At 46.3% G+C, this 22,665-nt stretch carries 26 protein-coding genes; 16 read left to right on the forward strand and 10 right to left on the reverse strand.

Going from position 1 to position 22,665, the window contains the following annotated elements; translation table 11 throughout:
- Window positions 1-42: 42 nt before the first annotated feature.
- Window positions 43-165: a hypothetical protein gene (locus Q5691_RS00075; protein ID WP_333343690.1), complete on the reverse strand. Its 123-nt coding sequence runs from the start codon at window positions 163-165 to the stop codon at window positions 43-45.
- A 707-nt stretch (window positions 166-872) separates the two neighbouring features.
- Between Q5691_RS00075 and Q5691_RS00080 the strand changes: the two genes are divergently transcribed.
- The 3 genes from Q5691_RS00080 to Q5691_RS00090 all read left to right on the forward strand — a co-directional run bounded on the left by Q5691_RS00080 (window position 873) and on the right by Q5691_RS00090 (window position 4,942).
- The gene (locus Q5691_RS00080) at window positions 873-3,350 is read left to right on the forward strand and encodes an ATP-dependent Clp protease ATP-binding subunit (RefSeq protein WP_190733781.1); all 2,478 of its coding nucleotides are present in this window, start codon (window positions 873-875) and stop codon (window positions 3,348-3,350) included.
- 387 nt (window positions 3,351-3,737) lie between these two features.
- Window positions 3,738-4,331, forward strand: a complete 594-nt coding sequence (gene lepB, locus Q5691_RS00085) for a signal peptidase I (protein ID WP_333215859.1) — start codon at window positions 3,738-3,740, stop codon at window positions 4,329-4,331.
- A gap of 287 nt (window positions 4,332-4,618) precedes the next feature.
- On the forward strand, window positions 4,619-4,942 hold the full coding sequence (locus Q5691_RS00090) for a DUF1825 family protein (RefSeq protein ID WP_006632589.1): 324 nt from the start codon (window positions 4,619-4,621) through the stop codon (window positions 4,940-4,942).
- Between the two features lie 105 nt (window positions 4,943-5,047).
- On the opposite strand, the gene Q5691_RS00095 is transcribed toward Q5691_RS00090, so the two are convergent.
- Entirely contained in the window at window positions 5,048-6,967 is a 1,920-nt protein-coding gene (locus Q5691_RS00095; protein ID WP_333215857.1) for a transglycosylase domain-containing protein, read from the reverse strand.
- A gap of 310 nt (window positions 6,968-7,277) precedes the next feature.
- Between Q5691_RS00095 and tyrS the strand changes: the two genes are divergently transcribed.
- From tyrS to Q5691_RS00110, 3 genes are read left to right on the forward strand one after another with little or no spacing between them, the layout of a single operon-like run.
- Window positions 7,278-8,510 carry a tyrosine--tRNA ligase gene (gene tyrS / locus Q5691_RS00100; RefSeq protein WP_333343758.1) on the forward strand — a complete coding sequence of 411 codons (1,233 nt, stop codon included), beginning with the start codon at window positions 7,278-7,280 and terminating at the stop codon, window positions 8,508-8,510.
- A 42-nt stretch (window positions 8,511-8,552) separates the two neighbouring features.
- Window positions 8,553-9,263: an orotidine-5'-phosphate decarboxylase gene (gene pyrF, locus Q5691_RS00105; protein ID WP_333343691.1), complete on the forward strand. Its 711-nt coding sequence runs from the start codon at window positions 8,553-8,555 to the stop codon at window positions 9,261-9,263.
- Between the two features lie 37 nt (window positions 9,264-9,300).
- Window positions 9,301-9,897: a hypothetical protein gene (locus tag Q5691_RS00110; protein ID WP_333215855.1), complete on the forward strand. Its 597-nt coding sequence runs from the start codon at window positions 9,301-9,303 to the stop codon at window positions 9,895-9,897.
- Between the two features lie 432 nt (window positions 9,898-10,329).
- Here the strand turns inward: Q5691_RS00110 and Q5691_RS00115 are convergent, their stop codons facing one another.
- Together Q5691_RS00115 and Q5691_RS00120 are read right to left on the reverse strand one after the other, a co-directional pair.
- The gene (locus Q5691_RS00115) at window positions 10,330-10,776 is read right to left on the reverse strand and encodes a hypothetical protein (protein ID WP_333082147.1); all 447 of its coding nucleotides are present in this window, start codon (window positions 10,774-10,776) and stop codon (window positions 10,330-10,332) included.
- 561 nt (window positions 10,777-11,337) lie between these two features.
- Window positions 11,338-12,024 carry a uracil-DNA glycosylase gene (locus Q5691_RS00120; RefSeq protein ID WP_333343692.1) on the reverse strand — a complete coding sequence of 229 codons (687 nt, stop codon included), beginning with the start codon at window positions 12,022-12,024 and terminating at the stop codon, window positions 11,338-11,340.
- 191 nt (window positions 12,025-12,215) lie between these two features.
- On the opposite strand from Q5691_RS00120, the gene Q5691_RS00125 reads away from it, so the two are divergent.
- A complete protein-coding gene (locus tag Q5691_RS00125; RefSeq protein ID WP_333215849.1) occupies window positions 12,216-12,887 on the forward strand; it encodes a phosphoribosyltransferase family protein in 672 nt (223 codons plus the stop codon).
- Window positions 12,888-12,929: 42 nt separating this feature from the next.
- Window positions 12,930-13,220, forward strand: coding sequence for a hypothetical protein (locus tag Q5691_RS00130; protein ID WP_333164903.1), 291 nt, complete (start codon window positions 12,930-12,932; stop codon window positions 13,218-13,220).
- 186 nt (window positions 13,221-13,406) lie between these two features.
- On the opposite strand, the gene Q5691_RS00135 is transcribed toward Q5691_RS00130, so the two are convergent.
- Both Q5691_RS00135 and Q5691_RS00140 read right to left on the reverse strand, forming a co-directional pair.
- Window positions 13,407-13,790 (reverse strand): VOC family protein, encoded by a 384-nt coding sequence (locus Q5691_RS00135; RefSeq protein ID WP_333215847.1) that lies wholly within the window; start codon window positions 13,788-13,790, stop codon window positions 13,407-13,409.
- Between the two features lie 46 nt (window positions 13,791-13,836).
- Complete coding sequence (locus tag Q5691_RS00140; protein ID WP_333215845.1) at window positions 13,837-14,457, reverse strand: histidine phosphatase family protein; 621 nt, start codon at window positions 14,455-14,457, stop codon at window positions 13,837-13,839.
- 55 nt (window positions 14,458-14,512) lie between these two features.
- On the opposite strand from Q5691_RS00140, the gene Q5691_RS00145 reads away from it, so the two are divergent.
- The gene (locus Q5691_RS00145) at window positions 14,513-14,980 is read left to right on the forward strand and encodes a hypothetical protein (RefSeq protein ID WP_333310014.1); all 468 of its coding nucleotides are present in this window, start codon (window positions 14,513-14,515) and stop codon (window positions 14,978-14,980) included.
- A 151-nt stretch (window positions 14,981-15,131) separates the two neighbouring features.
- Here Q5691_RS00145 and Q5691_RS00150 read toward each other — a convergent pair whose 3' ends face one another.
- Both Q5691_RS00150 and Q5691_RS00155 read right to left on the reverse strand, forming a co-directional pair.
- Window positions 15,132-15,458, reverse strand: coding sequence for a hypothetical protein (locus Q5691_RS00150; RefSeq protein WP_333343693.1), 327 nt, complete (start codon window positions 15,456-15,458; stop codon window positions 15,132-15,134).
- A 176-nt stretch (window positions 15,459-15,634) separates the two neighbouring features.
- Window positions 15,635-15,811: a hypothetical protein gene (locus Q5691_RS00155; protein WP_333215839.1), complete on the reverse strand. Its 177-nt coding sequence runs from the start codon at window positions 15,809-15,811 to the stop codon at window positions 15,635-15,637.
- Window positions 15,812-15,930: 119 nt separating this feature from the next.
- On the opposite strand from Q5691_RS00155, the gene Q5691_RS00160 reads away from it, so the two are divergent.
- The 7 genes from Q5691_RS00160 to Q5691_RS00190 all read left to right on the forward strand — a co-directional run bounded on the left by Q5691_RS00160 (window position 15,931) and on the right by Q5691_RS00190 (window position 20,796).
- Window positions 15,931-16,206 carry a hypothetical protein gene (locus Q5691_RS00160; protein ID WP_333343694.1) on the forward strand — a complete coding sequence of 92 codons (276 nt, stop codon included), beginning with the start codon at window positions 15,931-15,933 and terminating at the stop codon, window positions 16,204-16,206.
- 224 nt (window positions 16,207-16,430) lie between these two features.
- Window positions 16,431-17,258, forward strand: coding sequence for a PHP domain-containing protein (locus Q5691_RS00165; RefSeq protein WP_333208107.1), 828 nt, complete (start codon window positions 16,431-16,433; stop codon window positions 17,256-17,258).
- Between the two features lie 328 nt (window positions 17,259-17,586).
- On the forward strand, window positions 17,587-17,796 hold the full coding sequence (locus tag Q5691_RS00170) for a CsbD family protein (RefSeq protein WP_333215835.1): 210 nt from the start codon (window positions 17,587-17,589) through the stop codon (window positions 17,794-17,796).
- 294 nt (window positions 17,797-18,090) lie between these two features.
- Complete coding sequence (locus tag Q5691_RS00175) at window positions 18,091-19,059, forward strand: hypothetical protein (protein WP_333343695.1); 969 nt, start codon at window positions 18,091-18,093, stop codon at window positions 19,057-19,059.
- Window positions 19,059-19,913: a DUF1822 family protein gene (locus tag Q5691_RS00180; RefSeq protein ID WP_333210978.1), complete on the forward strand. Its 855-nt coding sequence runs from the start codon at window positions 19,059-19,061 to the stop codon at window positions 19,911-19,913. The genes Q5691_RS00175 and Q5691_RS00180 overlap by 1 nt, the downstream gene beginning before the upstream one ends.
- A 237-nt stretch (window positions 19,914-20,150) precedes the next feature.
- Window positions 20,151-20,411 carry a DUF433 domain-containing protein gene (locus Q5691_RS00185; RefSeq protein ID WP_332943370.1) on the forward strand — a complete coding sequence of 87 codons (261 nt, stop codon included), beginning with the start codon at window positions 20,151-20,153 and terminating at the stop codon, window positions 20,409-20,411.
- A gap of 97 nt (window positions 20,412-20,508) precedes the next feature.
- The gene (locus Q5691_RS00190) at window positions 20,509-20,796 is read left to right on the forward strand and encodes a DUF5615 family PIN-like protein (RefSeq protein WP_333210975.1); all 288 of its coding nucleotides are present in this window, start codon (window positions 20,509-20,511) and stop codon (window positions 20,794-20,796) included.
- A gap of 228 nt (window positions 20,797-21,024) precedes the next feature.
- Here the strand turns inward: Q5691_RS00190 and xseB are convergent, their stop codons facing one another.
- Together xseB and xseA are read right to left on the reverse strand one after the other, a co-directional pair.
- A complete protein-coding gene (xseB, locus tag Q5691_RS00195; RefSeq protein WP_333310006.1) occupies window positions 21,025-21,252 on the reverse strand; it encodes an exodeoxyribonuclease VII small subunit in 228 nt (75 codons plus the stop codon).
- Complete coding sequence (gene xseA / locus Q5691_RS00200; RefSeq protein WP_333343696.1) at window positions 21,249-22,418, reverse strand: exodeoxyribonuclease VII large subunit; 1,170 nt, start codon at window positions 22,416-22,418, stop codon at window positions 21,249-21,251. The genes xseB and xseA overlap by 4 nt, the downstream gene beginning before the upstream one ends.
- Window positions 22,419-22,665 lie beyond the last annotated feature (247 nt).

Consider the following 22,665-nt stretch of genomic DNA (forward strand, 5'->3'; position numbering starts at 1 on the left):
AGGAGTTTTCGGCTAAGTTAACTGCATCATCATGCAGTTAACTTAATTCAATTCTTTTTGTGAAGCCAGAGACGTTGCTGTGGCTTTATCCGGGAATTTATCTGGAACTTCGATCGATCCATTGTCGGTACTTTCTACCTGGTCATCTAAGTTTCTAGTGTTCATTATTTACTTTCACTAAGCCTTAAATAGGGTTTAGATTCTTTTCCACGATTGAAGTTTCAAACTTTTAAGTCAGACGAGTTAACGACCAAAGCACTCTGCTACGAAAGCAAAGTCTTTGACCGTGCAGAGTATAGTCTGAGGCAAACTCCTCGGAGTGTAGCAACAGTCACTAATTGCTCAGGAGCGATCGCACAACTGACAACAGGAAGAATACCCAAATCTTCAACGAATCGGGGGCAAAATTTTAGATGAAGAAAGCCCAGCTCGCTGTCGCCATCCCAAACCAACATATTCTTGAGATGGGCTGCCGCTTAATGGTGAGTTTAGGGGATCGATCGACCATCTAACTAATAAGTTTTGTGCAAAACCCGGCCTGTACTGCGAGAATTATCACTTTTGCGCCTGCATGACAGCCAAAAAGATTATGCTAGAATCCATCAATACGCAGTCGTAGGTTGGGCACGGGCCGAGAAGAGCAATCTTCTTGCAGTCTAGGGGAGGTTGTAGGTCAGCCACCATTTGGGTCTTCCCAGTTGAAAGCCACCCTGCAACATGAGCCTGGAATCTGCAACCGCAGCCGAGTGCGGCAGATAGGTTGGGAGTGTCGCGCTAGAATAAGCAGTACGAGTTAACACTCGAACACAAACGCTCGTTGTGCGAGCGTGACCTCGAAACGGGCACATAGCAGCAGGTGATGGGAATAAATCATGTTTGAACGCTTCACAGAAAAAGCAATAAAAGTAATCATGTTGGCCCAGGAAGAAGCTCGCCGCCTGGGTCACAACTTCGTAGGGACAGAACAGATCCTCCTGGGTCTGATCGGAGAAGGAACCGGGGTTGCAGCTAAAGTCCTCAAATCAATGGGGGTCAACCTCAAAGACGCGCGCATTGAAGTGGAAAAAATCATCGGGCGCGGTTCCGGCTTCGTAGCAGTCGAAATTCCGTTCACCCCCCGCGCCAAGCGGGTTCTAGAACTATCCCTAGAAGAAGCTCGCCAACTCGGACACAACTATATAGGTACTGAACACCTGCTGCTGGGCCTGATCCGCGAAGGTGAAGGAGTAGCGGCCAGAGTCTTGGAAAACCTGGGAGTAGACTTGTCGAAAGTCCGCACCCAAGTGATTCGGATGCTGGGAGAAACCGCAGAAGTCGCAGCCACTGGCGGCGGTGCCCGCACCAAAACCCCAACCCTCGATGAATTCGGCGCCAACCTGACTCAAATGGCGGTCGATGGCAAACTAGACCCAGTAGTCGGACGCCAAAAAGAAATCGAACGGGTAATTCAAATCCTCGGTCGCCGCACCAAAAATAACCCGGTGCTCATCGGCGAACCCGGAGTCGGTAAAACTGCGATCGCCGAAGGTCTGGCCCAGCGCATCGCTAACAACGATATTCCAGATATTCTCGAAGACAAGCGCGTTGTCACCCTCGACATCGGCTTGCTGGTTGCCGGTACCAAATACCGGGGCGAATTTGAAGAACGCCTCAAAAAAATCATGGACGAAATCCGCACTGCGGGTAACGTGATTTTGGTGATTGACGAAGTACACACTTTGATAGGTGCAGGTGCGGCTGAAGGGGCGATCGATGCGGCCAACATTCTCAAGCCGGCTTTGGCAAGAGGCGAGCTCCAGTGTATCGGCGCTACCACCCTCGACGAGTACCGCAAGCACATCGAGCGCGATGCAGCCCTAGAACGGCGCTTCCAGCCCGTCATGGTCGGCGAACCGACTGTTGACGAGACGATCGAGATTCTCTTCGGTCTGCGGGAACGCTACGAACAGCACCACAAGCTGAAAATCTTGGACACGGCCCTCGAAGCCGCAGCCAAACTATCTCATCGTTACATCTCCGATCGCTTCCTACCAGACAAAGCAATTGACTTGGTAGACGAAGCTGGTTCTAGAGTTCGCTTGATCAACTCTCAACTGCCCCCCGCAGCCAAAGAACTGGACAAAGAACTCCGCCAAGTCCTCAAAGATAAAGACGAAGCGGTGCGTTCTCAAGACTTTGACAAAGCCGGCGAATTGCGCGATCGAGAAATGACGATCAAAGCCGAAATTCGCGCTATTTCCCAAGCCAAAAAAACAGACTCGGCCCGCACAGGCGAAACCGACCCATCGCCAGTAGTCACCGAAGAAGATATCGCTCAAATCGTGGCAAGCTGGACGGGCGTACCGGTAAACAAACTGACCGAATCCGAATCCGAAAAGCTGCTGCACATGGAAGATACCTTGCACCAGCGCTTGATCGGACAGGAAGAAGCAGTGAAAGCCGTTTCCCGCGCCATCCGTCGCGCTCGCGTTGGCTTGAAAAATCCCAATCGCCCGATCGCCAGTTTCATCTTCTCTGGCCCCACAGGCGTCGGCAAAACCGAACTCACCAAAGCCCTAGCCGGCTACTTCTTCGGTTCCGAAGACGCGATGATTCGGCTGGATATGTCGGAATATATGGAACGGCACACCGTCTCCAAACTCATCGGTTCTCCTCCAGGCTACGTCGGCTACAACGAAGGCGGACAACTCACAGAAGCAGTCCGCCGCCGTCCTTACACCGTCGTGCTGTTCGACGAAATCGAAAAAGCCCACCCCGATGTCTTCAATATGCTGCTGCAAATATTGGAAGACGGCCGCTTAACAGATGCCAAAGGTCGCACCGTAGACTTCAAAAATACGCTGCTGATTATGACCTCAAACATCGGTTCTAAGGTGATTGAAAAAGGCGGCGGCGGTCTCGGTTTCGAGTTCAGCGACAACCAAGCCGATGCTAATTACAACCGCATTCGTTCTTTGGTTAACGAAGAACTCAAAAACTACTTCCGCCCCGAATTCCTCAACCGACTCGACGAAATTATCGTCTTCCGCCAGTTGAACAAGGAAGAAGTCAAGGAAATTGCGGTCATCATGCTCAAAGAAGTGTTCGGTCGTTTGACAGAACAGGGCATCACCCTGGAAGTGACCGAAAAATTCAAAGAACGCTTAGTAGAAGAAGGCTACAACCCCAGCTACGGAGCTCGACCCCTGCGCCGCGCCATTATGCGCTTGCTGGAAGACAGCTTGGCTGAGGAAATCCTTTCTGGCCGCATCAAAGACGGCGACACCGCTGTTGTGGATGTGGGCGAGGACGGAATTGTTAAGGTGCTGCAAGGTCAAAAGCGGGAATTGCTGCCCCAAGGCGCTGAGTAAGTTTGAGTAGGTGCGATCGCGAGTTAAGTTGGGAAATAACCAATCTCGCGATCGCAAAAAACTCAAAAACCTCACATAAAAAAGGTAGAGAATTTAAATTCTCTGCCTTTTTTATGAGTTAATCTCAAGAGGAGAGTTATGGCATAAATCTTTGATTGATAGGGCAACCGCAGATGCTTTCCAAGATTGTTTGCGAATGCCTGCACTTCACGTCTAGTAATTAACAGCGACATACTTAAATGGTAAGCTGGACAGCATTTAAATTGTATATTTTGGGCGGGTTCGCGCGCCCAGCTCGCTCAGGGTTTGATTATTTCTTGAGATGCAATTTAAATGCTGAGCGAGCTTAATCAGATAATTAGTGGCAACTATATAGCGAGGACTTTCATGACATCTGAAAAAAAGAATTTGGGTACAGAGGTAGCAGAAAATCCGCCTGCAAGCTGGTGGCAGAAAGCGTGGAAGTCGCAGCGAGAAAATCTTCAGATAGTGATTATTGCTTTGACTTTAGCAATAGTGATTCGAGCCTTGGTCGCCGAACCGCGCTACATACCCTCAGATTCTATGGTACCCACTTTGCACGTGGGCGATCGCGTCGTAGTCGAAAAAATCTCCTACTACCTCGAACCTCCCAAAACTGGCGACATCGTAGTATTTGCCCCGCCCGAAAAGTTGCAAGAACAAGGCTTTACCCAAGACCAAGCATTCATCAAGCGGGTAATTGGCTTACCGGGTCAAACCGTCGCCGTTAAAAAAGGTTTAGTTTATCTCAACGACAAACCCCTCGTCGAAAAATATATTGCCGAACCTCCTAAATATCAGTGGGGGCCTTATCGCGTCCCAGAAAATGAATACTTTGTGATGGGAGACAACCGCAACAACAGCAACGACTCCAGCAGGTGGGGATTTTTACCTAAGCAGAATATCATCGGCCGCGCTGTAGTGCGGTTTTGGCCTCTAGAACGCATCGGGGAAGTTTAAAGTCAGTTGACAGTTGACTGTTGACAGTTGACAGTTGACTGTTGACAGTTGACTGTTGACAGTTGACTGTTGACAGTTGACTGTTGTCATCGCAAGCCCGATGCCCGATGCCCGATGCCCAATGCCCAATGCCCCATTCCCATGCCTTATCCTGTACGGAAATTTCTACTTATTCTTGCGCCTTAAGGGGTAGGGACTTCCTCCGGCAACTGATAAAATAGTAGAAAAAGCAGCGGGATTTCTCGCCTAGATCAAAATTAGTAGAATATTAAAAAATTAGGAAAGCTATGGGATTTTTTGATTCAGAAATTGTTCAGCAAGAAGCCAAGCTGTTGTTTGAAGACTATCAATCTCTCATCAAACTAGGCGGGAATTACGGCAAATTCGATCGCGAAGGCAAGAAAATGTTCATCGCTCAGATGGAATCAATGATGGAGCGCTACCGTATTTTTATGAAGCGCTTTGAGCTGTCGGAGGACTTCATGGCTCAGATGACTGTAGAGCAGTTAAAAACACAGCTCAATCAATTTGGCATCACGCCCCAGCAGATGTTTGAGCAAATGAACTCAACGCTGGAGCGGATGAAATCTGAGCTGGAAAAACAATCCTAGTGTCAGAAGGAAGAAGGAAGAAGGAAGAGGGAAGAAGGAAGAAAAAGAAAGTATTCCCAATGCCCAATGCCCAATGCCCAATGCCCAATTACTAATGACTGATAATTAAGGCCGCTCAAAAGATGAAGCAGGTTTGAAACTTTCTGCGGGAACGCCTTCCAAAGCTTGGCTCATAAAATCACGCCAAACAGGGGCGACAATAGTACCACCAGTAGCACCGTAGCTCATCGGTCTATAGTTGTCATTGCCCATCCAAACAGCCACCGACAACTGTGGCACGTAACCCACAAACCAGATATCCCGTTCTGAGGAAGTTGTACCAGTTTTCCCAGCAGCCGGTCGCCCAAGTTGAGCAGCCCTTGCCGTTCCGCTGTTAATTACCCCTTGCAGGGCGCTGTTGACAGATGCGGCCGCCCAGGAGTTGAGAACTAATTTGGGTTTGGGGGTATTGTCGAGCAAGACGTTGCCGCTGCTGTCAGTAACTTGTACGATAAACGTGGTGTCAGAATGCCAGCCGTTGTTCGCGAAGGTAGCAAAAGCTCCGGCCATTTCTAAAGGAGTGAGGTCAACGGCACCCAAGGGCAAAGAAATCACCGGTTCCATCGGACTTCTGATGCCGAGTACGCGGCAAATCTCAATCACTTTATTCAATCCGACTTCTTGGCCAAGCTTGACAGCGGGAATGTTGAGAGATACTTCCAAAGCTCTGCGGATGCTGACTGCACCGGAGAAGCCGCCGCCGTAGTTTTGAGGGTAGTAATAGCCGTCGCCGTCGCGGTAGCCGACAGGGGAGTCGTAGACAACTGAATCGGGGCTGTATTTGCCGCTAGCAAAGGCAGCGTAGTAGATAAAAGGTTTAAAAGAAGATCCGGGCTGGCGACGTGCTTGAATGGCGCGGTTGAACTGACTCTTTTCGTAATCGACGCCGCCCACCATTGCTTTGACGAAGTGGGTGCGGGGATCGACGGCGGCTAGGGCAATTTGACCTTCCTCGCGATCGTAAAACAGCCCTTGGTAGTAAAGCCGATTGTGCCACGCTTTGACGGTTTCTTCGGCTATGCGCTGCATTTTGAGGTCGATCGTGGTTTGAACGCGCATTCCTCCCTTAACCACGGCATCTCGCCCGAAACGCCTCGTCAGTTCCTGGACTACGGCTTGTGTTACGTAAGGAACTTGAGAGCCACCAAAAGAGGTAATTTTGCCTAGCTTAATTTTTTCCTGGCGGGCAGCAGTCTCTTGGGCGGGCGTAATCCATTTAAGATCCTTCATGCGGCCTAAAACAATTGTTTGCCGCTCTTTTGCCAACTTGTAATTGACGAAAGGACTGTATTCTTCGGGGGCAGAAATTAAGCCGGCCAGCATCGCTGCTTCTGAAAGAGTCAAATTACTTGCGGACTTGTTGAAATAGCTTCGAGAGGCTGTCTCTACGCCGTACAAGTTGTGACCTAAGTAGATTTGATTCAGGTATAGTTGCAGAATTTGGTCTTTGTTGAGAATTTGCTCCAAGCGGATAGACATTACCGCTTCAGCTACCTTGCGACTAAATTTTGACTGGGGAGAAAGAAACAGGTTCTTGACTAGCTGCATAGTCATAGTCGAGCCGCCTTCAACGGTTCTACCTTTCTCTAGGTTGACCATCAGAGCTCGGGCTATCCCGCCGGGGTTGATGCCTTTGTGGGTGAAAAAGTTGCTATCTTCGATCGCCAGAACAGCTCGTTTCAGGTTCGGGGAGATTTGGTCAAGGGGTACGACATCCCGGTTGGCTTCGTCGTGGATACTGGCTAGCGGCTTGCCGTTGATGTCGTAAATGTGGGTAGTTTCTGTGGGAGAGTAGGTTTGCAAGATCCGAACATCTGGCAAATTGCGGAAGCTGATCGCTAAGCCAACCAGTCCACCAGCGACTACGGAACTGGCAAGCATTGTCATGCTGAGTATGGTTCCGGCGGTCACTTTACTGACTGACTGAACAAACTCAAATACGGGGGCTGAGTTTTCCGTGTTATTGCGGACTGCGTTGGTTGACACGTGGATTTCACTTCCTCACTCGATTTGGTGTTTAAGACTTTTTATTTTAGATGCGAACCCTAGAGACTGTCAGTCGATTCTAGATTTTAGATTTTAGATTTTAGATTTATTCCACAGATGAATCTGGGGGTTTGAACAAGAGTCTAAAATTTGGGGATCTCCACGACTGTTGTCGGGGGCTGGTATCCGTTTTTGGGCGGGGTCAGCTAATGAAAGCCGGTCAGCTTTGGGATTATAGTAGCTTGATAGTTATGTTTTTATGCGTCAACCAGTGAGTGTAACTAATTCTGCTGCACTTTGGCAAAATAATATGATGGACGATCGTTCCCCGATGATAACTCCTAACCTTTCAGCGCTTTACCGCGGCGTCAGCGAGATTTTTCCAGATCGACCTGATTCTAGCAACCCTGACGAAAATTTAGCCCAACTGCTGGCAAAAGTCGATCGACCGTTGCGAGTCAAACTGGGAATTGACGCCACAGGGGCGGACATTCACTTGGGACACAGCATTTGCTTCCGCAAGCTGCGAGCTTTTCAGGATGCCGGTCACACAGCGGTACTGGTCATCGGAGATTTTACCGCAAGAATTGGCGATCCGACAGGAAAGTCCGAGATGCGAAGCCAGTTGACAGCCGAACAAGTGGCGGAAAATGCCAAGACTTATTTAGACCAAGTGCGTCCGATTCTAGATTTTGAGACGCCCGGACGTTTGGAAATTCGCTATAACTCCGAGTGGTTGTCAAAATTGGACATGGCGAAGATTTTGGAACTGCTAGGCACGATGACGGTGCAGCAGATGCTTGCTAAAGAGGGATTTGATAACAGGATGCAGCAGGAAAATGCGATTTTCCTCCACGAGTTTCTGTATCCAGTCATGCAGGGTTACGATTCAGTAGTCTTGGAGGCTGATGTGGAGTTGGGGGGAACCGACCAAAAGTTTAATATTGCGGTGGGGAGAGATTTGCAGCGGCATTTTGGGATGAAACCGCAGTTTGGTTTGCTGATGCCGATTTTGATCGGGACTGACGGGGTGCAGAAGATGTCGAAGTCTTTGAACAATTATGTGGGTTTGTCGGAAGATCCGCTGACGATGTATTCTAAGTTGGAGAAAATTGCTGATAGTTCGATCGCCCAATATTTTGAACTATTGACAGATTTGCCACTTGATGGATTGCCCGAAAATCCGCGAGAAAAACAGAAACTTTTGGCTGTGGATGTGGTGCGCCAGTATCGCGGTTCGGAAGCGGCGGAACGCGCACAACAAGATGCAATTGCGCTGGTTAAAGGTGCTGCAGGACAAGCTGATGCTGTGGCGGAGTTTTCTTTGGCAAGTGTGCAGTTTCCGGCTAAGTTGTTTTATATTCTCAGTGCTAGCGGGCTTTGTAAAAGCAGCGGTGATGCGCGGAAGTTGATGCAGGGTGGCGGGGTGAAGTTGGAGGGCGATCGGGTTTCTGATGTTAATCTTACTTTTGAATCACCTGCTGATTTATGCGGTAAGGTTTTGCAGGTGGGGAAGAATAAGTTTGTGCGATTGGTGTCTTGAATCTCTTTTTTAACCGCAGATGAATACTGAAGATGAACGCTGATGAACGCTGATAATCGAATTATTGTTGCTTTGGATGTTTCGAGTCAAGAAGAGGCGATCGCACTTCTTGACAAACTCCCGCAAGTATCTTTCTGGAAAGTGGGTTTGGAACTGTTTGTGAGTTCCGGCCCGGGGATTTTGGAAATTTTAAAACAGCGGGAAAAGCGGATTTTTCTCGATTTGAAGTTTCACGATATCCCGAATACTGTGGCTGGTGCTTGTCGGGCTGCTGCTAAGTACAATGTGGATTTATTGACTATCCATTCTACTTGTGGTAAAGATGCTTTGAAAGCTGCACAGTTGGCTTTGACTGAAGGGGCGGCGGCTGTGGATAAACCGAGTCCTAAGTTGATTGCAATTACTCTGTTGACGAGTTTGAATTCGCGACAGTTGGCTTTTGAGTTGAAAATACCTTTGGAGTTGCCGGAATATGCTTTGCACATGGCATTGTTGGCTAAGGAAACGGGTTTAGCTGGTGCGGTTTGTTCTCCGCAAGAAGTGGAACAGTTAAGGATGAGTTGCGGGGATGATTTTGTGTTAGTTTGTCCCGGTGTGCGTCCGAAATGGGCTGATGGAGGCGATCAAAAGCGATCGATGACTCCAAAAGCTGCTTTGAAAGCTGGTGCGGATTATCTGGTGATTGGGCGGCCAATTACTGCTTCGGATGATCCGGCGGCGGCTTTTGCGCGTATTTGTGAAGAGATTGAATAACAATATGAATGTTGTTTTTTACCGCCGATGAACGCCGATGAACGCCAATAGAATTGTATCTGCGTTCATCTGTGTTTATCTGCTGATATCTGCGGTTGCAACCCCGACTTTGGCAGTTAATTTTGTGACAAATCATGCTAACAGTATAAATGCCAGTCGGTATGGTTTGTTAGCGCGATCGCCCTGTCCCGCTGATTTAGAAACTTTGGTCGATCGCCTGTTGCAAGATTTGCCGAGTTATGCTAATCGCGTAATTGTGCGATCGCACTTTTCTCCTAACAAAAACACACCATCCGGTTACGCGCTGCCTCAAATAATTTTAGCCGGCCGCCCGGAGTTTGAACCGTTACCTTTAACTTTTGAAGATGCACTTCCTGAAAATGCTAGTCAAGTTTTTATTACTACTTTGGAACGGCAGTATCGCGGGGGAAAACGAGTAGAAGTTCAGCAATATCATTGGTTGTTTTTAACTAAAACGGAAAACGGTTGGGAATTGGCAAAACTTGTTTCTCGGTTTGGTAATGCGGCTGATATTCGTCCTTTATTAAGTCAAGATAGTGAAAGCGAAATTGCTGAGGCTATTCGTTTGTGGTTGCGCGATTGTCATGCAAAAAATAAGTTATCTCGCAACTAAATTGCATTTTTTGGGAGGGCGAGACGCCCACCCCACATGAAATAATTTTTATTGTGGAACAGGCATCTTGCCTGTTCCTGACAGAAAATAATTTTATTGTGGAACAGGCATCTTGCGGTTGGTTGTTGGTTGGGGTCTAATTAACAGTCTGGATTGGAGCGGCTTCATGTCTTTTGTTAGTTCTAACCCTTGGGTTGGAGTGCCGATGGTTGTAGGACTTATACCTGTGTCATTACTTGTACCTCTTTTTTTGATAACACCTTTTTTTATAATATCTAGTATAATGTCCGCTGTTAATAAATCACGAGCTGGAAATAGATAAGTTGGAAATTCCGAATATGTTTGACCTTCTAAATTAGGAAATACTCAATTCTAAATCAAATGATAACAGTCAAAAATACATTGTGACCTAAGAATTTATCTTCATGGTGCTCAGTATTTCAGCGTTTCCTTGACTCCCAGTTTGCTTGGCTCAAAGATAGAGACCATTCGACAGAATTTATGGAATACTGTGTAATACTCTTCCCCCCTATCAAGATCGTGCCAAAATCTTTGGCTGTGCATTGCTTCTCTTGCATAATAGCCAAATGTGTACAGTGCAATTTCCTTTTTCATTATACCAGACATAATCATAAAGTAAATCTCTTCCAAAAAGCAGATAAATACCTCTTTTTCCTGTTTTGTGACTGATATGCTGCTAGAGCTATCATGCAAAAGCTCACAGACTTTCTGGATTGACTCGTTCTCATCGAATCTTTTGCTCATCTCATGAAACTTCTCATATCTACTTATCCTATTGAGCTCTACGAACTCAAGAATGCCTTTCACAAAAGCTAGGATTCCTATTAGTCCACCAATAGCTTCAATAAAGTTGTTCATGATTATATATCAAGTGGGAAGAGATGATAATTATTCCCTATTATACTGCAATACTCCGGACAGTTTTTGGAACGATACTACAAGCTTACGCGGGGCAAGGATCATAAAAAAGTCGAATTAAATGTAAGTCAGGCGTGGAGCTGACATTAATTTAATTATCCATAGTGGCTCAAAGTCAAGCGAGCATAAGCCATTGGGCTATATAAAAACTGTCCCGACTATTGATACTGATGATCGGCAAAAAAGTCATGGTGGGGTTAACCAGTATTTATACTCATCGCAAAAATGACACGCTCCCCATCTTGCGGGCGGGCGAGACGCCCAACCCCTACTCCCCACATGACATAATTTTTATTGTGGAACAGGTATCTTGCCTGTTCCTGACAGAAAATAATTTTATTGTGGAACAGGCATCTTGCCTGTTCCTGACAGAGGTATCAGAAAAGCCAGGAATTTTCGGTTGAGGGATTTACCGTGGGGGGCGGGTTTACGAGAGAGATTATCTGTTTTAGGCAATTATTGTTCGTGAAACCCGCCCATACAAAGCACAAACAAAAAATATTATAATTGCTCTTTGAATTCGTCTAGTTTAGCCTTGATTAGTTGCATATCTTGCCACATAAACCATTTCGGAGTTTCCGGTTCACGGGAGGGATTTCGCAACAAGTACGACGGGTGAAAAATTGGCATACACAAACGATTTTCCCATTCAATCCACTGACCTCTGATTTTACTAATGGGTCGCTTGTCGCTTAGCAAACCTTTGAGGGCTGTTGCACCGGTTAATAAAATAATTTTGGGGTCTAAGATGCGGATTTGTTCGAGCAAGTAAGGTTTGCAAGCTTCGATTTCTTTTGCTGTCGGAGGGCGGTTGTTGGGAGGGCGACATTTGATGACGTTGGCAATGAATACGTCGGTTTCTGCACTCAATCCCACGGATTCTAAAATCTTATCTAACAGTTTGCCCGATCGCCCGACGAAGGGCAATCCGGTTTCGTCTTCGTTTTGTCCGGGCGCTTCTCCCACAATCAAAATTGAGGCTTGAGGATTGCCGCGCCCGATGACGGCGTGAGTGCGGCTGTTGCCCAATTCACAGCGGTAGCAGCGGTTGCAGTGCTCGCCGATTTGTTCCATATTTTGATAAGTGCCGGGAGGAATGGGAATTTTGGCATTTGCTGGTATTGAGTCTGTTTGGAAAGTGGCACTTTGATTGTTGTCAAAAAGGCTGAGTTGCAAGTCGCTGGACATACATTTTACAATTAGGGAGATATTTTGGAGTCTAGAGTTTATAGTTTAGATCGGGTTTGGTGATTTGAGATTGGCTAGATGCTTGTGTGCGATGCTGTCGATTCGCTACGGGATAGCTACGCTCGCGTATCATCTCCAATTAACACTGGCACAATCTCCAATTGTTTGGTTGAGCTCGTACAGGCAAAAATATGTTCTCTAACCCGTTTTTTGACGATCGCGCCGATGCAGGCGAAAAACTGGCCGAGGCAGTTGTGGACGAGTTCGGCAAGTTGAGTTTAATGACACAGCAGGCGGTGAAACCGATTGTTTACGCCTTGCCACGCGGGGGTTTGCCCGTTGCTGTGCCGATTGCGCGCCGCTTGGGCTGTCCTTTGGATGTGGTTGTTGCGAAGAAAATTACTCGCCCAGATAATTTAGAATTGGCGATCGGCGCTGCAACTGCTGATGGTCACGTCCTCTGGGAAAAGCAAAAGCAGCACAATTTACGCTTGCAAAAATCAGCATTGCCCCTGGCTCAAAATAATGCTCAATCTCTGCTGGCAGATTTGTCTCCTGGACGCCCAAATATCAGCGCGGCTGGGGCTTTGGCGATTTTGGTAGATGACGGCATTGCGACGGGGATGACGATGGCTGTGGCGGCTAAGGCTTTGGAGTCGCAGCAACCGATGGCTTTGTGGATTTGCGCGCCTGTCGCCCCGGCAGATTTGATGGGATTTTTGGCCCAGATGGCCGATAAGTTGATCGTTCTGGAGACTCCTCACCCTTTTTACAGTGTCAGTCGCTTTTATGGGCAATTTCCGCAGGTTGAGACGGCGGAGGCTTTAAGGTGTTTGCAGCAACAAACTGAATGGCGATCGTAGGTTAAGCTAGAAGGCTAAATCCAAAAGCTCGATCGCTAAAACATGAGACCTTGGCAATATTGGTTGGACACTTTGATTCTGTCTACTCAGCACAATCCGCCTCGCTTTGTTGAGTTGGTAATGTTGACTTTGGCGATGATGTTGCTGGGGCTGTGGAGTGTAACATTGCAGTGGCAGTATTTAACGCTGTCTTTGAGTTATATAATTGGTTCGTCTTTTTCAATTTTGGTGCGGGAATCCATCGGCCCGCGGCCTCAATTTCAACTAACTCACCTGACAGCCTTGCTGTTATTAATTATCAGTTTTTATAGTTTTGCTGAACTGATTAGATAGTTAAAGCCGTTTTGATTGGTAGAGGCGGGTTTTACAAGGTGATTGCCAAGGTGGTGAAGCAATTGCATAACTTATATAGCAATCCTCAGCGGGTTGTGAATTAGATGTTTTTTTGAACTAACCGCGAAGACGCAAAGGACGCGAAGGAAAAGAAGCCAAGAGCGAGAGTTCACCAATAATTAGCCATCATCCTACATTCTCCTGAGATTGATGTAAAATTATGCGGTTCCCGGCAGGATCGAAGGCATAGATTTCTAGACCGTGAGAAGCTTTGATAATTTCTCCGCTGGGCGGATAACCTAAAGCCCAAATTCGGGCGATCGCAGTTTCGAGATTGCTGACTTCCAAACACAGACTCATGCCTGTTTTTGCTCGATTTGCAAATTCCGATTTGTGGGAATCTTTGGGTTTGAATATGCCGAGTCTTAAGCCTGGGAGTTGAAATTCAGCATAAGTATTGGGAATGTAAGGGTTTGGTTCTATGTCGAGAAATTTTGTGTAAAATTTAACGAGAACTTCTTTATCAAGGTCGGCTAAAGTAACTAGGGCGGCGCTGTATTGGAAACTCATATAAATTGGTAATGGGGAATTGGTAATATTATAACTTTCTATCTCTTTAAAATCCTCCAATTCGTCCGACTATTTGAATTTTACCTTTTGGAGTTCCTTTGAGAATTACAGCTTGGCCGCTTTGCGGTACAATATCAGTGATAGCGGTAATATTTACTTGATGAGTTACCATAATAATCGCGCCTTTAGTGTTGCGGTTGTCAACAATTAATTTGCGGATTGTCGCTGTTTGTCTGGCTTCTGTGCTGCTGTCCCTAAAAAACGAGTTCAGCGCTGGGAACGGTTCGACTTTGCCTAAATTTATCAATTTTCCTGTTTCCAAACACCTACACCACTGACTCGATAAAACTCTGGCAACTTTAATGTTGCGGTTGCGAAATTCTGCTCCAATTTGCTTGGCTTGGGTTTGTCCCTGTGCTGATAAATTGCGCTGGGTGGAACAGTCGCCCAACTTAAAGTTAGCAGGATCTCCGGTGCCTGGGGCGATCGCGTGTCGCATTGCTACCACCAACCCCCTCTCACCCCGCTGCAAAAATTGCCACCCTGCTTGAGTTTGCGGGTTGGTTGCTGCGTCAGAACTTGTAGTTGCAATCATTAAGCCGATCGACAATACTAAAGCTAGCGATCCGAAAAACCATTTCCAGTTAAGGTAAATCCGCGCAGCCATTGGTGCAGAAGTTAAGAATTAACTTATCATATTATAATACAACAAATATTGCTCTATGGAACTCACCAATTTTATTGCTCTGTCTGTCATTATTGCCCTCGTGCTGGGGATTGGGTTTGGAACAATGACTTGGGCTTACTTCGGCAAGGGCAGCATTTCTGTACTCTTTAAAGAACCAATTTTAACTTACCCAGAATTTCCCGATACCGACAGCGGTAGTAAAGCTTCCGTTTATTTTCAACAAGGAATTCAGGCTTATCAGTCAGGAAAGTACCGCAAAGCAAAAGATAAATTTACCAGCGCTGTAGAACAAGTTTCAACCTTGGCAGAAGCTTACCACAATCGCGGCTTAGCTTTTGCAAATTTGCGCTCGGATGACGAGGCTGTTGCAGATTTTATCCGTGCCAGCGAATTATATCAACAGCAAGAGGCTGGATTTGCGATCGACACAATCAAACAAAATCTGTCAGCGTTGAAGCAGCGCAAATTAGAACGAGAAAAACAAAAAACAGTAGCGACATAAATTATTAGGTCTTGCCCGTATAAATAAACCCAAACCTACTGTTGTGGTCTTAAAAACCCGGTCTCTTTAATGCTTTTAGGCACAGAAACCGGGTGGGTTTACAGAATTTATATTAAAGTTGAACATCAAGATTTAACGTTATCCCGAACAGCTAAACTTTTCTGGAATCTTCTATTTGGTCGATTTTAGCAATCATCATTTCTCGGCTAAGTGCCACAACTCGATAATTAGTAATGGGATCGTAAGCTTCCCACTCTTGAGTTACTTGGCTGTCTTGCCACAAAAACCATTCGCGGTAAATTTCGCCGTCATCAATGTCGCCGCACAAGGGAAGCCAATCATCTCCTCCCAAATTATCAAAGTCTCCTCCTACTAAGTCAATCCAAGCTGTAAGGATACAAGAGTCAATAGCATTATTATTAACAGTGACTGCGTTAGAGTGAAGAGAAGTTTCGGGAAAACAAAGTGTGGATTTCATAAGCTGTACCTGAATGTTATGTTATTAATTTATAAAAAAATCCTCTACGGCAGTGACAGCAGAATGCCACTATCCTAACCTCCACAGTTCCCACCTCGAAAAACCTTGACAGCCAAAGCGCTCAAATGCTGCTGCTGTATGACTTGAGACCGCTTTGAGTCAAGTCGCTAGAGAGGCTAAATTGAGCCACTTTGCCAACTGGCATAGAAGAAAGCCCGATCGACCCAATATTGCTGGCGAAGGCTCTCGCGCATTGAGGAGCAAAGACAGCGCGACTGCCAATTGTATACTAGGTAAGTTGGCGAGTTTCCGTACAGTTTTTGTGATAAAATTAGCAGCACGCGAACTTTCATATCGACAGCCTCGTTTGGTCAAAAGCTTTGCAACGAGCTTTCCAACGGTGGTGCGATCGCCAGTTTTGATTTATTGTTAATTTTGCGAAGTCCCGATCGACTGTTAGGGAAAAAAAATTATGCAACCAACCAACCAAGAAAGAATAATCGATCTGATAATCCACTATACCAACGGCAAACAGCAACACTTCCAGTTCATTGCGCCAGAGGGAACAGTAGGAGAGCAAGCAACTTTAGGCACTCGCCTGCACAAAATGTTGACGGCAGACCCGATAATTCTCGAATTGGCAGATAAACTGGTAGTTATCCCAGTTCACAACATACAAAGTATTGAAATATCGCCGATTCCTACCAAATTGCCAGAGGGTGTCCTTCACCCAATGCGAGAAATCTAGAAATAGCTAAGCTGTTCTGCATCTTAATTCAACTGAAAAGGCGGGCAAGATGCCCACCCCACGCCAGCTTTTAATAAACAGCAATATTCCAATTAAAGGCGCGACAACTTATTACAGCTAACAGATTGAAATAACCCAAAAACTTGTCGATCGCAGGGACGGTATATGTCGCGTGAGTGAGGGAAATAATTGCCGATTTCGCAGACTTTAACTAACCAGAAAAAATGCTAGAACTCCACTGTCACACTACTTATTCCGACGGCACTCTCACCCCTGCCGAACTCGTAGCCGCGGCTGCGTCTTCGGGGGTTCGCGCCTTGGCCGTCACGGATCATGATACGATGTCGGGTTGGGATGAAGCCTTCGCCGCTGCTGCTTTGCACGGTATCGAAATAGTCCCCGGACTCGAACTCAGCACCGTTCACAACGGCCGATCGCTGCACATTTTAGGTTTTTATCCCGATGCAAATAAGTTGCGAGTTCCTTTGAACGATCGCCTGGAAGGAAGGTTTCGCCGATCGCAGGAAATGGTCGAAAAATTAGCAGCAATGGGATACGCGATCGAACTGCCAAAAACATCCCCAGGAATGGCACCGGGACGGCCTCACATTGCCTCTGCACTTGTAAAAGCGGGTCACGCGAAATCATCGCGGGAAGCATTCGATCGCTGGCTGGGAGATGACGGCCCGGCTTATGTTCATTACGAGAAATTCTCGATCGTCGAAGGCATTGATTTACTGAAAAGTTGCGGCGCAGTACCGGTGTGGGCTCACCCTTATTTATTTCGCGGCGGCGGTGTTGAGGAAGTTTTACAAGAATTAGTAGATGCGGGTTTAATGGGAGTTGAAGTATACCATCCCACCCACAGTTCTAGCCAAATCCAAAAGTTGAAAGATTTGTGTCTTCATTACGGTTTGCTGGCAACTGGTGGCAGCGATTATCACGGCCCCGATCCTGAAAGGAAAGCAGCCGATAGCACCCAATTGAATATGCTGCATTTGCCGTTAGAATTACTGGAACCAATTAAAGTTGCTGCGGCGAGTTTGAAATAGTTTTTTAGGACTAATTTTGCACCATTCTCAATTAGGCTTTTATGAAGAGGCTTTCCGGTCTGTTCCACAAGAAAATTTATCTTTTGTGGAACGGGCATCTTGCCCGTTCTGGAGAATGGTGCAACATCTCAGTTATGACGAATTTTGCCGACGTATTCAGTGGTAAAAAAAAGGAATCTTTCGCTTTTTGAGGGAGGAATTTGCACTAAGTAAGTCATCAGAAGAAGACCGAGGTCAAGCAGAATATAAATTAATATGAAGTTAAAGGCAATTGCAGGCGAGTTGATTTTACAATGTTACTATAGCAACTTGCCAAACGGAGCTTATTATGAGTGCAGAAGACAGAGCTAAGGCGATCGGCAAAAATTTAGAAGGCAAAGCTCAGGAAATTTTCGGTAGTATCACGGGCAACAGAAAAGACCAGGTTGAAGGTAAAGCCAAACAAGCCGAAGCTGCCGCCCGCCACGCAGCAGAAGATGCAAAAAATGCGGTGAAAAATCTGGCCGATCAAGCCAAAAGGTCGATCGACAAATTGTAGAAACTGCGTTATACCAAATCCTGGCTAATAGAATTCGCTTCATATCAAATCCTTTGGTATCAATAGGGTTTGATATGATTTATTTTTGGAATGTGCATAAACTGGGTGACTCCTGCGATATCCCTTCAAAAGCGCAGTGGAGAAGTCCCTATGATTGTTAATTTTACACCGGATTAATTTCGTAGTAAGGACTTCAGTCCTTATCGCATTGCCTTTACGAAAAATTTTTGCTCAATTCTGCATAAAGCCGCCAAAACCTGCGATATCAGAGTATCAACACGCAAAAACTGGACTATGACGAGACATGATACCCCCGTCGAACCCTTAGCAGGTTTAGTTCCTGTAGCGGCAAGTTTCAGCTTGTTGCTTCCACCCACGGGTTGGGAACTCAAACCGATTTCGTTGACTTTGTTACTGTTGGCACGTTACAGCGCTATTTTCCCTGGGAAAATCGAATTATCTCGATGTCATCCGAACGTGCCAGTGAACACCGACGAACAGTTACGCCAACTTCTACAACTCTTGAAAGACTCGCCAGAGGGGAGTCAGGAAAAAGAAAGACTCAAAAATCAATTGTGCCAACTCATTCCCGATTTGCCCGGAATTCGCAAGCATCCTTATCCTAATATTGATTTAGAGGAAATGATGCAGGAAGCTTATTGCGGTTTTATCAAAACGCTTTCGGTATTTTTGCGGGCAATTGACCTCGACAATCTCGCTGTTGATGTGTTGCGAACCCGAGTAGTTCAGCGGTTCAATAAAACTCTCAAGAACAAGGTCTATGACCAATATCGCCGGATGCAGCAACAGATTTTTACTGTTAGTTTTGATACTCCGATTACGAGCAACCCAGGGGAAAAATTTGAGGCTCAACAACCGATAGACGATACCACAAAAAATGGGATTGAGCAACTCATCGAGAGAGAACAAGCTCACAATAAGCAGCGCATCGGTCGCAAACTATGGCAGTGTATTGAAGACGATCCGACGGGAGAACTGCGAAACAGTTATCCCAATGAAAAAATAGATAAGACTCAGCCAAACACTCCCGAAAATCGTCGCCCTCGACCGGATGCCAATTGTCACATACTGGCAGTGCGATTGCTGCTGAAAGGCCCTCCTGATAAATTATCGGTAATTGCCAGAGACTTAAATATTGACTATCAAACGCTCAACTCTCACTGGAAAAGAACAGGTTTTGAACTCGTCAAAGAGATTGGCAATAGAATTGCTAAAGAATGTGGATATCAACCGGAGGAATAATGGTGAATAGCATGGATACTTATTTGTTACAAATTCCTCTGGAGCAAACTGCCCGCAATTTAGCTCTGCAATTTGCTTCTGAGCAAGCTAATCCGCAAAAAGGCAAGCGGGTTTATTTCAACACCCTGGCGGTTTGGGCGGTTAACTATTTTTTGGAATGGATGGAAATGGAAACCGATATTGATGGCGGTGATAGTTGGAATCCAGCAATGCGGGCGGTTTTGGATGTCGGCGATTTGGTTTTGCCGGGGATTGGCAAGATAGAATGCTGTCCGGTTCAGCTTGGAGAATCGGCGATTTCTCTGCCGGAAGTGCGAGGAAACCGCATTGCATATATCGTCGTTCAGTTTGCCGAACCTTTCGATAAGGTGAAAGTTTTGGGCTTTATTCCGGCTGTGGAAATTCAGGAGGGAAATGAAGAAATTTATCTAACTAATCTCAAACCAGTTGAGGAATTGTGGGATTATTTGGATCGGATTGAGTTGGCAATTCCGCTGTTGCAAGGTGAAATTGAAGAGTTGCTATCTGATTTGGGAGAAGATGACCCCGTACAAGCACAAGTTCGGGAGAATTTGCAAAACAAATCTATTTCTGAAATTGTGGCAATTTTGAATAAAGTTTTGCACAGTAGTGAGAAATCTGACTGGGGATATGAAGGGGGGAAGGCTTTAGCGGGAAGTGGTTCTAGCAGTGGAGGTTTGGGAAATAGAGATATATCTTTCTCTCGTGATAAATCTTCACCTGTTGAGAAAGCTTCAGATATTGAGGAGGATGTGAAAGCGGAACTGAATCTGATTGCTGAAGATTTGTTGGAGAAGTTAGCGGAGATTTGGGGAGATGGTGATGACTTGTAGGGGTTCCCATCGACTGAAGAAACCGGGTTTTTGACCACATCTGCGGGTTGAAACGAAATATTTTCGTCCATCAAACCCGGTTTATGAATTCCCACCGACAGAAGAAACCGGGTTTTTGGCGACATCTGCGGGTTGAAACGAAATATTGTCGTCCATCAAACCCGGTTTATGGGCCCCCGCAACTCAATCGTAAAATTCATTAAAATGAATCAATGGAAAATATGTAATTGAAAAGACATGACTCAAAATAATTTACTGTCTCGCATCTCAATCGACTCGAATATCTGCTTTGGCAAACCCTGTATTCGCGGTCATCGCATCTGGGTTTCTCTGATTCTTGACTTTCTCGCTAGTGGAATGACTTTTGAAGAATTGCTTGAGGAATATCCGGGAATTGAACGAGAAGACGTTTTGGCTTGTATTGCTTATGGGGCTGAGTTGGCAAGAGATTGTTATGTCGAAATTCCTGTGGGTGAAAAAAAGGTAGTTTTAAAGTGAAGTTAAAACTTGATGAAAATTTGGGCAGCATCCGCGTTGTTTCGCTGTTACGTTTAGCTGGCCACGATGTTGCGACTGTACGGGAAGGGAACAAAATTTGAGTTCAACAGCGGATGGATTGTTGATTGATATCTGTCGGAGGGAAGGTAGATGTTTGGTGACTTTGGATAGGGGGTTTGGCAATCGCCTCCGCTACAATCCTTCTGATTATTCTGGGGTTGTGTTACTGCGTCTGCCTTCTCAAGCGAAACCGCAAGATTTGCAAGCGGCAGTAGAAATATTAATTCGCGGATTGGAGGCGGCAGAAGTTACGGGTAAATTGTGGATTATCCGAGGGGAACAGCTTTTGGAGTATCAAGCAATATCGGAAGATGAATCTGACTAAAAGATTCAAATAAAAGAGTTATGCAAAGTAACCCGGTTTCTAGGCAAAGAATGTCGATGCTGATTCGGCGTTTGGTAAGGAGAAAGGGGGTAGCCAACCCAGATTTAGTATCATGAGTTTAACACTCCTAATAGCGAGGACTTTCGCTATTAGACAGGGAATTAATCCGCTGTCGGACTTTCGACAAAACGCGCTATTTCATCCACATTAATCCCCGTTAATCTGCGCTTAAAAATCGGGTTCCGCAGCCAAAAGCTCGATCGACAAATCCATCTGTTCCTTCCCCCGCGCCAAAAATCTTTCGCACTCCTGCCAACACTCCACAGCCTCCCCAAACTGCTCGAAAACCTCCTCTAGAGGCAACTCTCCCGATTCCACCCGATCGATAATCGCTTCAATTCGATCGACCGTTTCCTCATAATTCCAGTCAGACTGGCGCAACTGCGAATCAATCATAACTTTTCTGCCGCATCCAATACTTCTACAATCTTAACTTTCAGCACGCCCCGACTCAACCTCACAGTCAATTCTTCTCCCAATTCCAAACCGTCAGTTGTGCGGACAATCGTACCGTCACTTTGGATTACCGCCGCATAACCCCTTTGCAAAACGGCAGCCGGATTCAGTGCGGATAACTTTTCTTGCAATACCTCCAGTTTACCAGTTGCTTGCCGCAAAGTTCGGGATGTCGCAGGCAAGCGTTTTAATCGATTTTGTAATAGTTGTAAATGCTCTTCTTCTGCCTGAAATCTGGCCCGTACAGCGTTTGCTAAATTGACCATTCGCTGCTTGTGTTCAAAGTAAATATCGGCTAAAATTGGTACAGCTTGAGCCGCCGCCGCTGTTGGAGTGTGGGCTCGTTTATCTGCTACTAAATCGGCAAGAGATTCGTCTCTTTCGTGCCCGATACCAGTGATAATTGGAATCGCACAATTCGCGATCGCCCTGACAACTCTCTCATCATTAAAACAAGCCAAATCTTCCGCAGAACCGCCGCCGCGCGCTAAAACGATCACATCAGCCCTACCGTCCAATTCTACGCGGGCGATCGCCCTAGCAATGGCAGCAGCAGCCAATTCTCCCTGCACTCCTGTCGGCGACAGCAACACCCGCAAACCCGGATATCTTTGGGCTAGAGTCCGCTGAATGTCTCCCCAAGCAGCGCCTGTATCTGATGTCACCACGGCCACAATTTGCGGGTGTGCGGGAATCGGGCGCTTTCTGGCGGGATCGAAGAAACCCTCAGCATCCAAGCGCGATCGCAATTGCTGCAACCGCAAAGCCTGCAATCCTTCCCCAGCCGGTAGCGATTGCACTACTGTCAACTGGTACTCGCCGCGATTTTTGTAAACCCGGATGCTTCCCAAAACCAGCAACTGTTCCCCTTTTTCCGGGATTTGCACCAATTTTTGCCGCTGAGAATTCCACACCACGCAGCGAATAGCAGCGCTTTTGTCGGTGTCGCACAGAGTGAAAAAGCAGCCGCTGGGGTGGTGCGAAACGTTCGACACCTCGCCTGTCAGCCAAACTGATTGCAGGTTGCGATCGCCCTCCAACAAGTCTTGCAGGTATGATGTTAGTCCGGCAACAGATAAAGCTGTATCGGGAAGAATTGAAGTCATCCAATTTTAGATTTTAGATTTTAGATTTTAGATTTAGGCTACTATCAACACTTCGGACAGTGTGTGATTGCCAAGCGTAAAATAAGGGTTTCAGGGCGATTGCATAATCGACTTCCTAACGGAAAATCAAGGGTTTCCGACTAGGATCTCAAAATAGTCCGGACTATTGTAGTATATCTAAGGTAATTTATTTGTAGGCTGAGCCGGCGATCGTAATTTTAACTGCAAACAAACTAATGATATCAGA

This window comes from Microcoleus sp. w1-18aA5 (assembly GCF_036701705.1).
Lineage (GTDB): Bacteria > Cyanobacteriota > Cyanobacteriia > Cyanobacteriales > Microcoleaceae > Microcoleus.

Coding starts and splice junctions, on each gene's coding strand:
- Q5691_RS00075 (WP_333343690.1), bottom strand. CDS start 165: ATGAACACTAGAAACTTAGATGACCAGGTAGAAAGTACCGACAATGGA.
- Q5691_RS00080 (WP_190733781.1), top strand. CDS start 873: ATGTTTGAACGCTTCACAGAAAAAGCAATAAAAGTAATCATGTTGGCC.
- lepB (WP_333215859.1), top strand. CDS start 3,738: ATGACATCTGAAAAAAAGAATTTGGGTACAGAGGTAGCAGAAAATCCG.
- Q5691_RS00090 (WP_006632589.1), top strand. CDS start 4,619: ATGGGATTTTTTGATTCAGAAATTGTTCAGCAAGAAGCCAAGCTGTTG.
- tyrS (WP_333343758.1), top strand. CDS start 7,278: ATGATGGACGATCGTTCCCCGATGATAACTCCTAACCTTTCAGCGCTT.
- pyrF (WP_333343691.1), top strand. CDS start 8,553: ATGAACGCTGATAATCGAATTATTGTTGCTTTGGATGTTTCGAGTCAA.
- Q5691_RS00110 (WP_333215855.1), top strand. CDS start 9,301: ATGAACGCCAATAGAATTGTATCTGCGTTCATCTGTGTTTATCTGCTG.
- Q5691_RS00115 (WP_333082147.1), bottom strand. CDS start 10,776: ATGAACAACTTTATTGAAGCTATTGGTGGACTAATAGGAATCCTAGCT.
- Q5691_RS00120 (WP_333343692.1), bottom strand. CDS start 12,024: ATGTCCAGCGACTTGCAACTCAGCCTTTTTGACAACAATCAAAGTGCC.
- Q5691_RS00125 (WP_333215849.1), top strand. CDS start 12,216: ATGTTCTCTAACCCGTTTTTTGACGATCGCGCCGATGCAGGCGAAAAA.
- Q5691_RS00130 (WP_333164903.1), top strand. CDS start 12,930: ATGAGACCTTGGCAATATTGGTTGGACACTTTGATTCTGTCTACTCAG.
- Q5691_RS00135 (WP_333215847.1), bottom strand. CDS start 13,790: ATGAGTTTCCAATACAGCGCCGCCCTAGTTACTTTAGCCGACCTTGAT.
- Q5691_RS00140 (WP_333215845.1), bottom strand. CDS start 14,457: ATGGCTGCGCGGATTTACCTTAACTGGAAATGGTTTTTCGGATCGCTA.
- Q5691_RS00145 (WP_333310014.1), top strand. CDS start 14,513: ATGGAACTCACCAATTTTATTGCTCTGTCTGTCATTATTGCCCTCGTG.
- Q5691_RS00150 (WP_333343693.1), bottom strand. CDS start 15,458: ATGAAATCCACACTTTGTTTTCCCGAAACTTCTCTTCACTCTAACGCA.
- Q5691_RS00155 (WP_333215839.1), bottom strand. CDS start 15,811: ATGAAAGTTCGCGTGCTGCTAATTTTATCACAAAAACTGTACGGAAAC.
- Q5691_RS00160 (WP_333343694.1), top strand. CDS start 15,931: ATGCAACCAACCAACCAAGAAAGAATAATCGATCTGATAATCCACTAT.
- Q5691_RS00165 (WP_333208107.1), top strand. CDS start 16,431: ATGCTAGAACTCCACTGTCACACTACTTATTCCGACGGCACTCTCACC.
- Q5691_RS00170 (WP_333215835.1), top strand. CDS start 17,587: ATGAGTGCAGAAGACAGAGCTAAGGCGATCGGCAAAAATTTAGAAGGC.
- Q5691_RS00175 (WP_333343695.1), top strand. CDS start 18,091: ATGACGAGACATGATACCCCCGTCGAACCCTTAGCAGGTTTAGTTCCT.
- Q5691_RS00180 (WP_333210978.1), top strand. CDS start 19,059: ATGGTGAATAGCATGGATACTTATTTGTTACAAATTCCTCTGGAGCAA.
- Q5691_RS00185 (WP_332943370.1), top strand. CDS start 20,151: ATGACTCAAAATAATTTACTGTCTCGCATCTCAATCGACTCGAATATC.
- xseB (WP_333310006.1), bottom strand. CDS start 21,252: ATGATTGATTCGCAGTTGCGCCAGTCTGACTGGAATTATGAGGAAACG.
- xseA (WP_333343696.1), bottom strand. CDS start 22,418: ATGACTTCAATTCTTCCCGATACAGCTTTATCTGTTGCCGGACTAACA.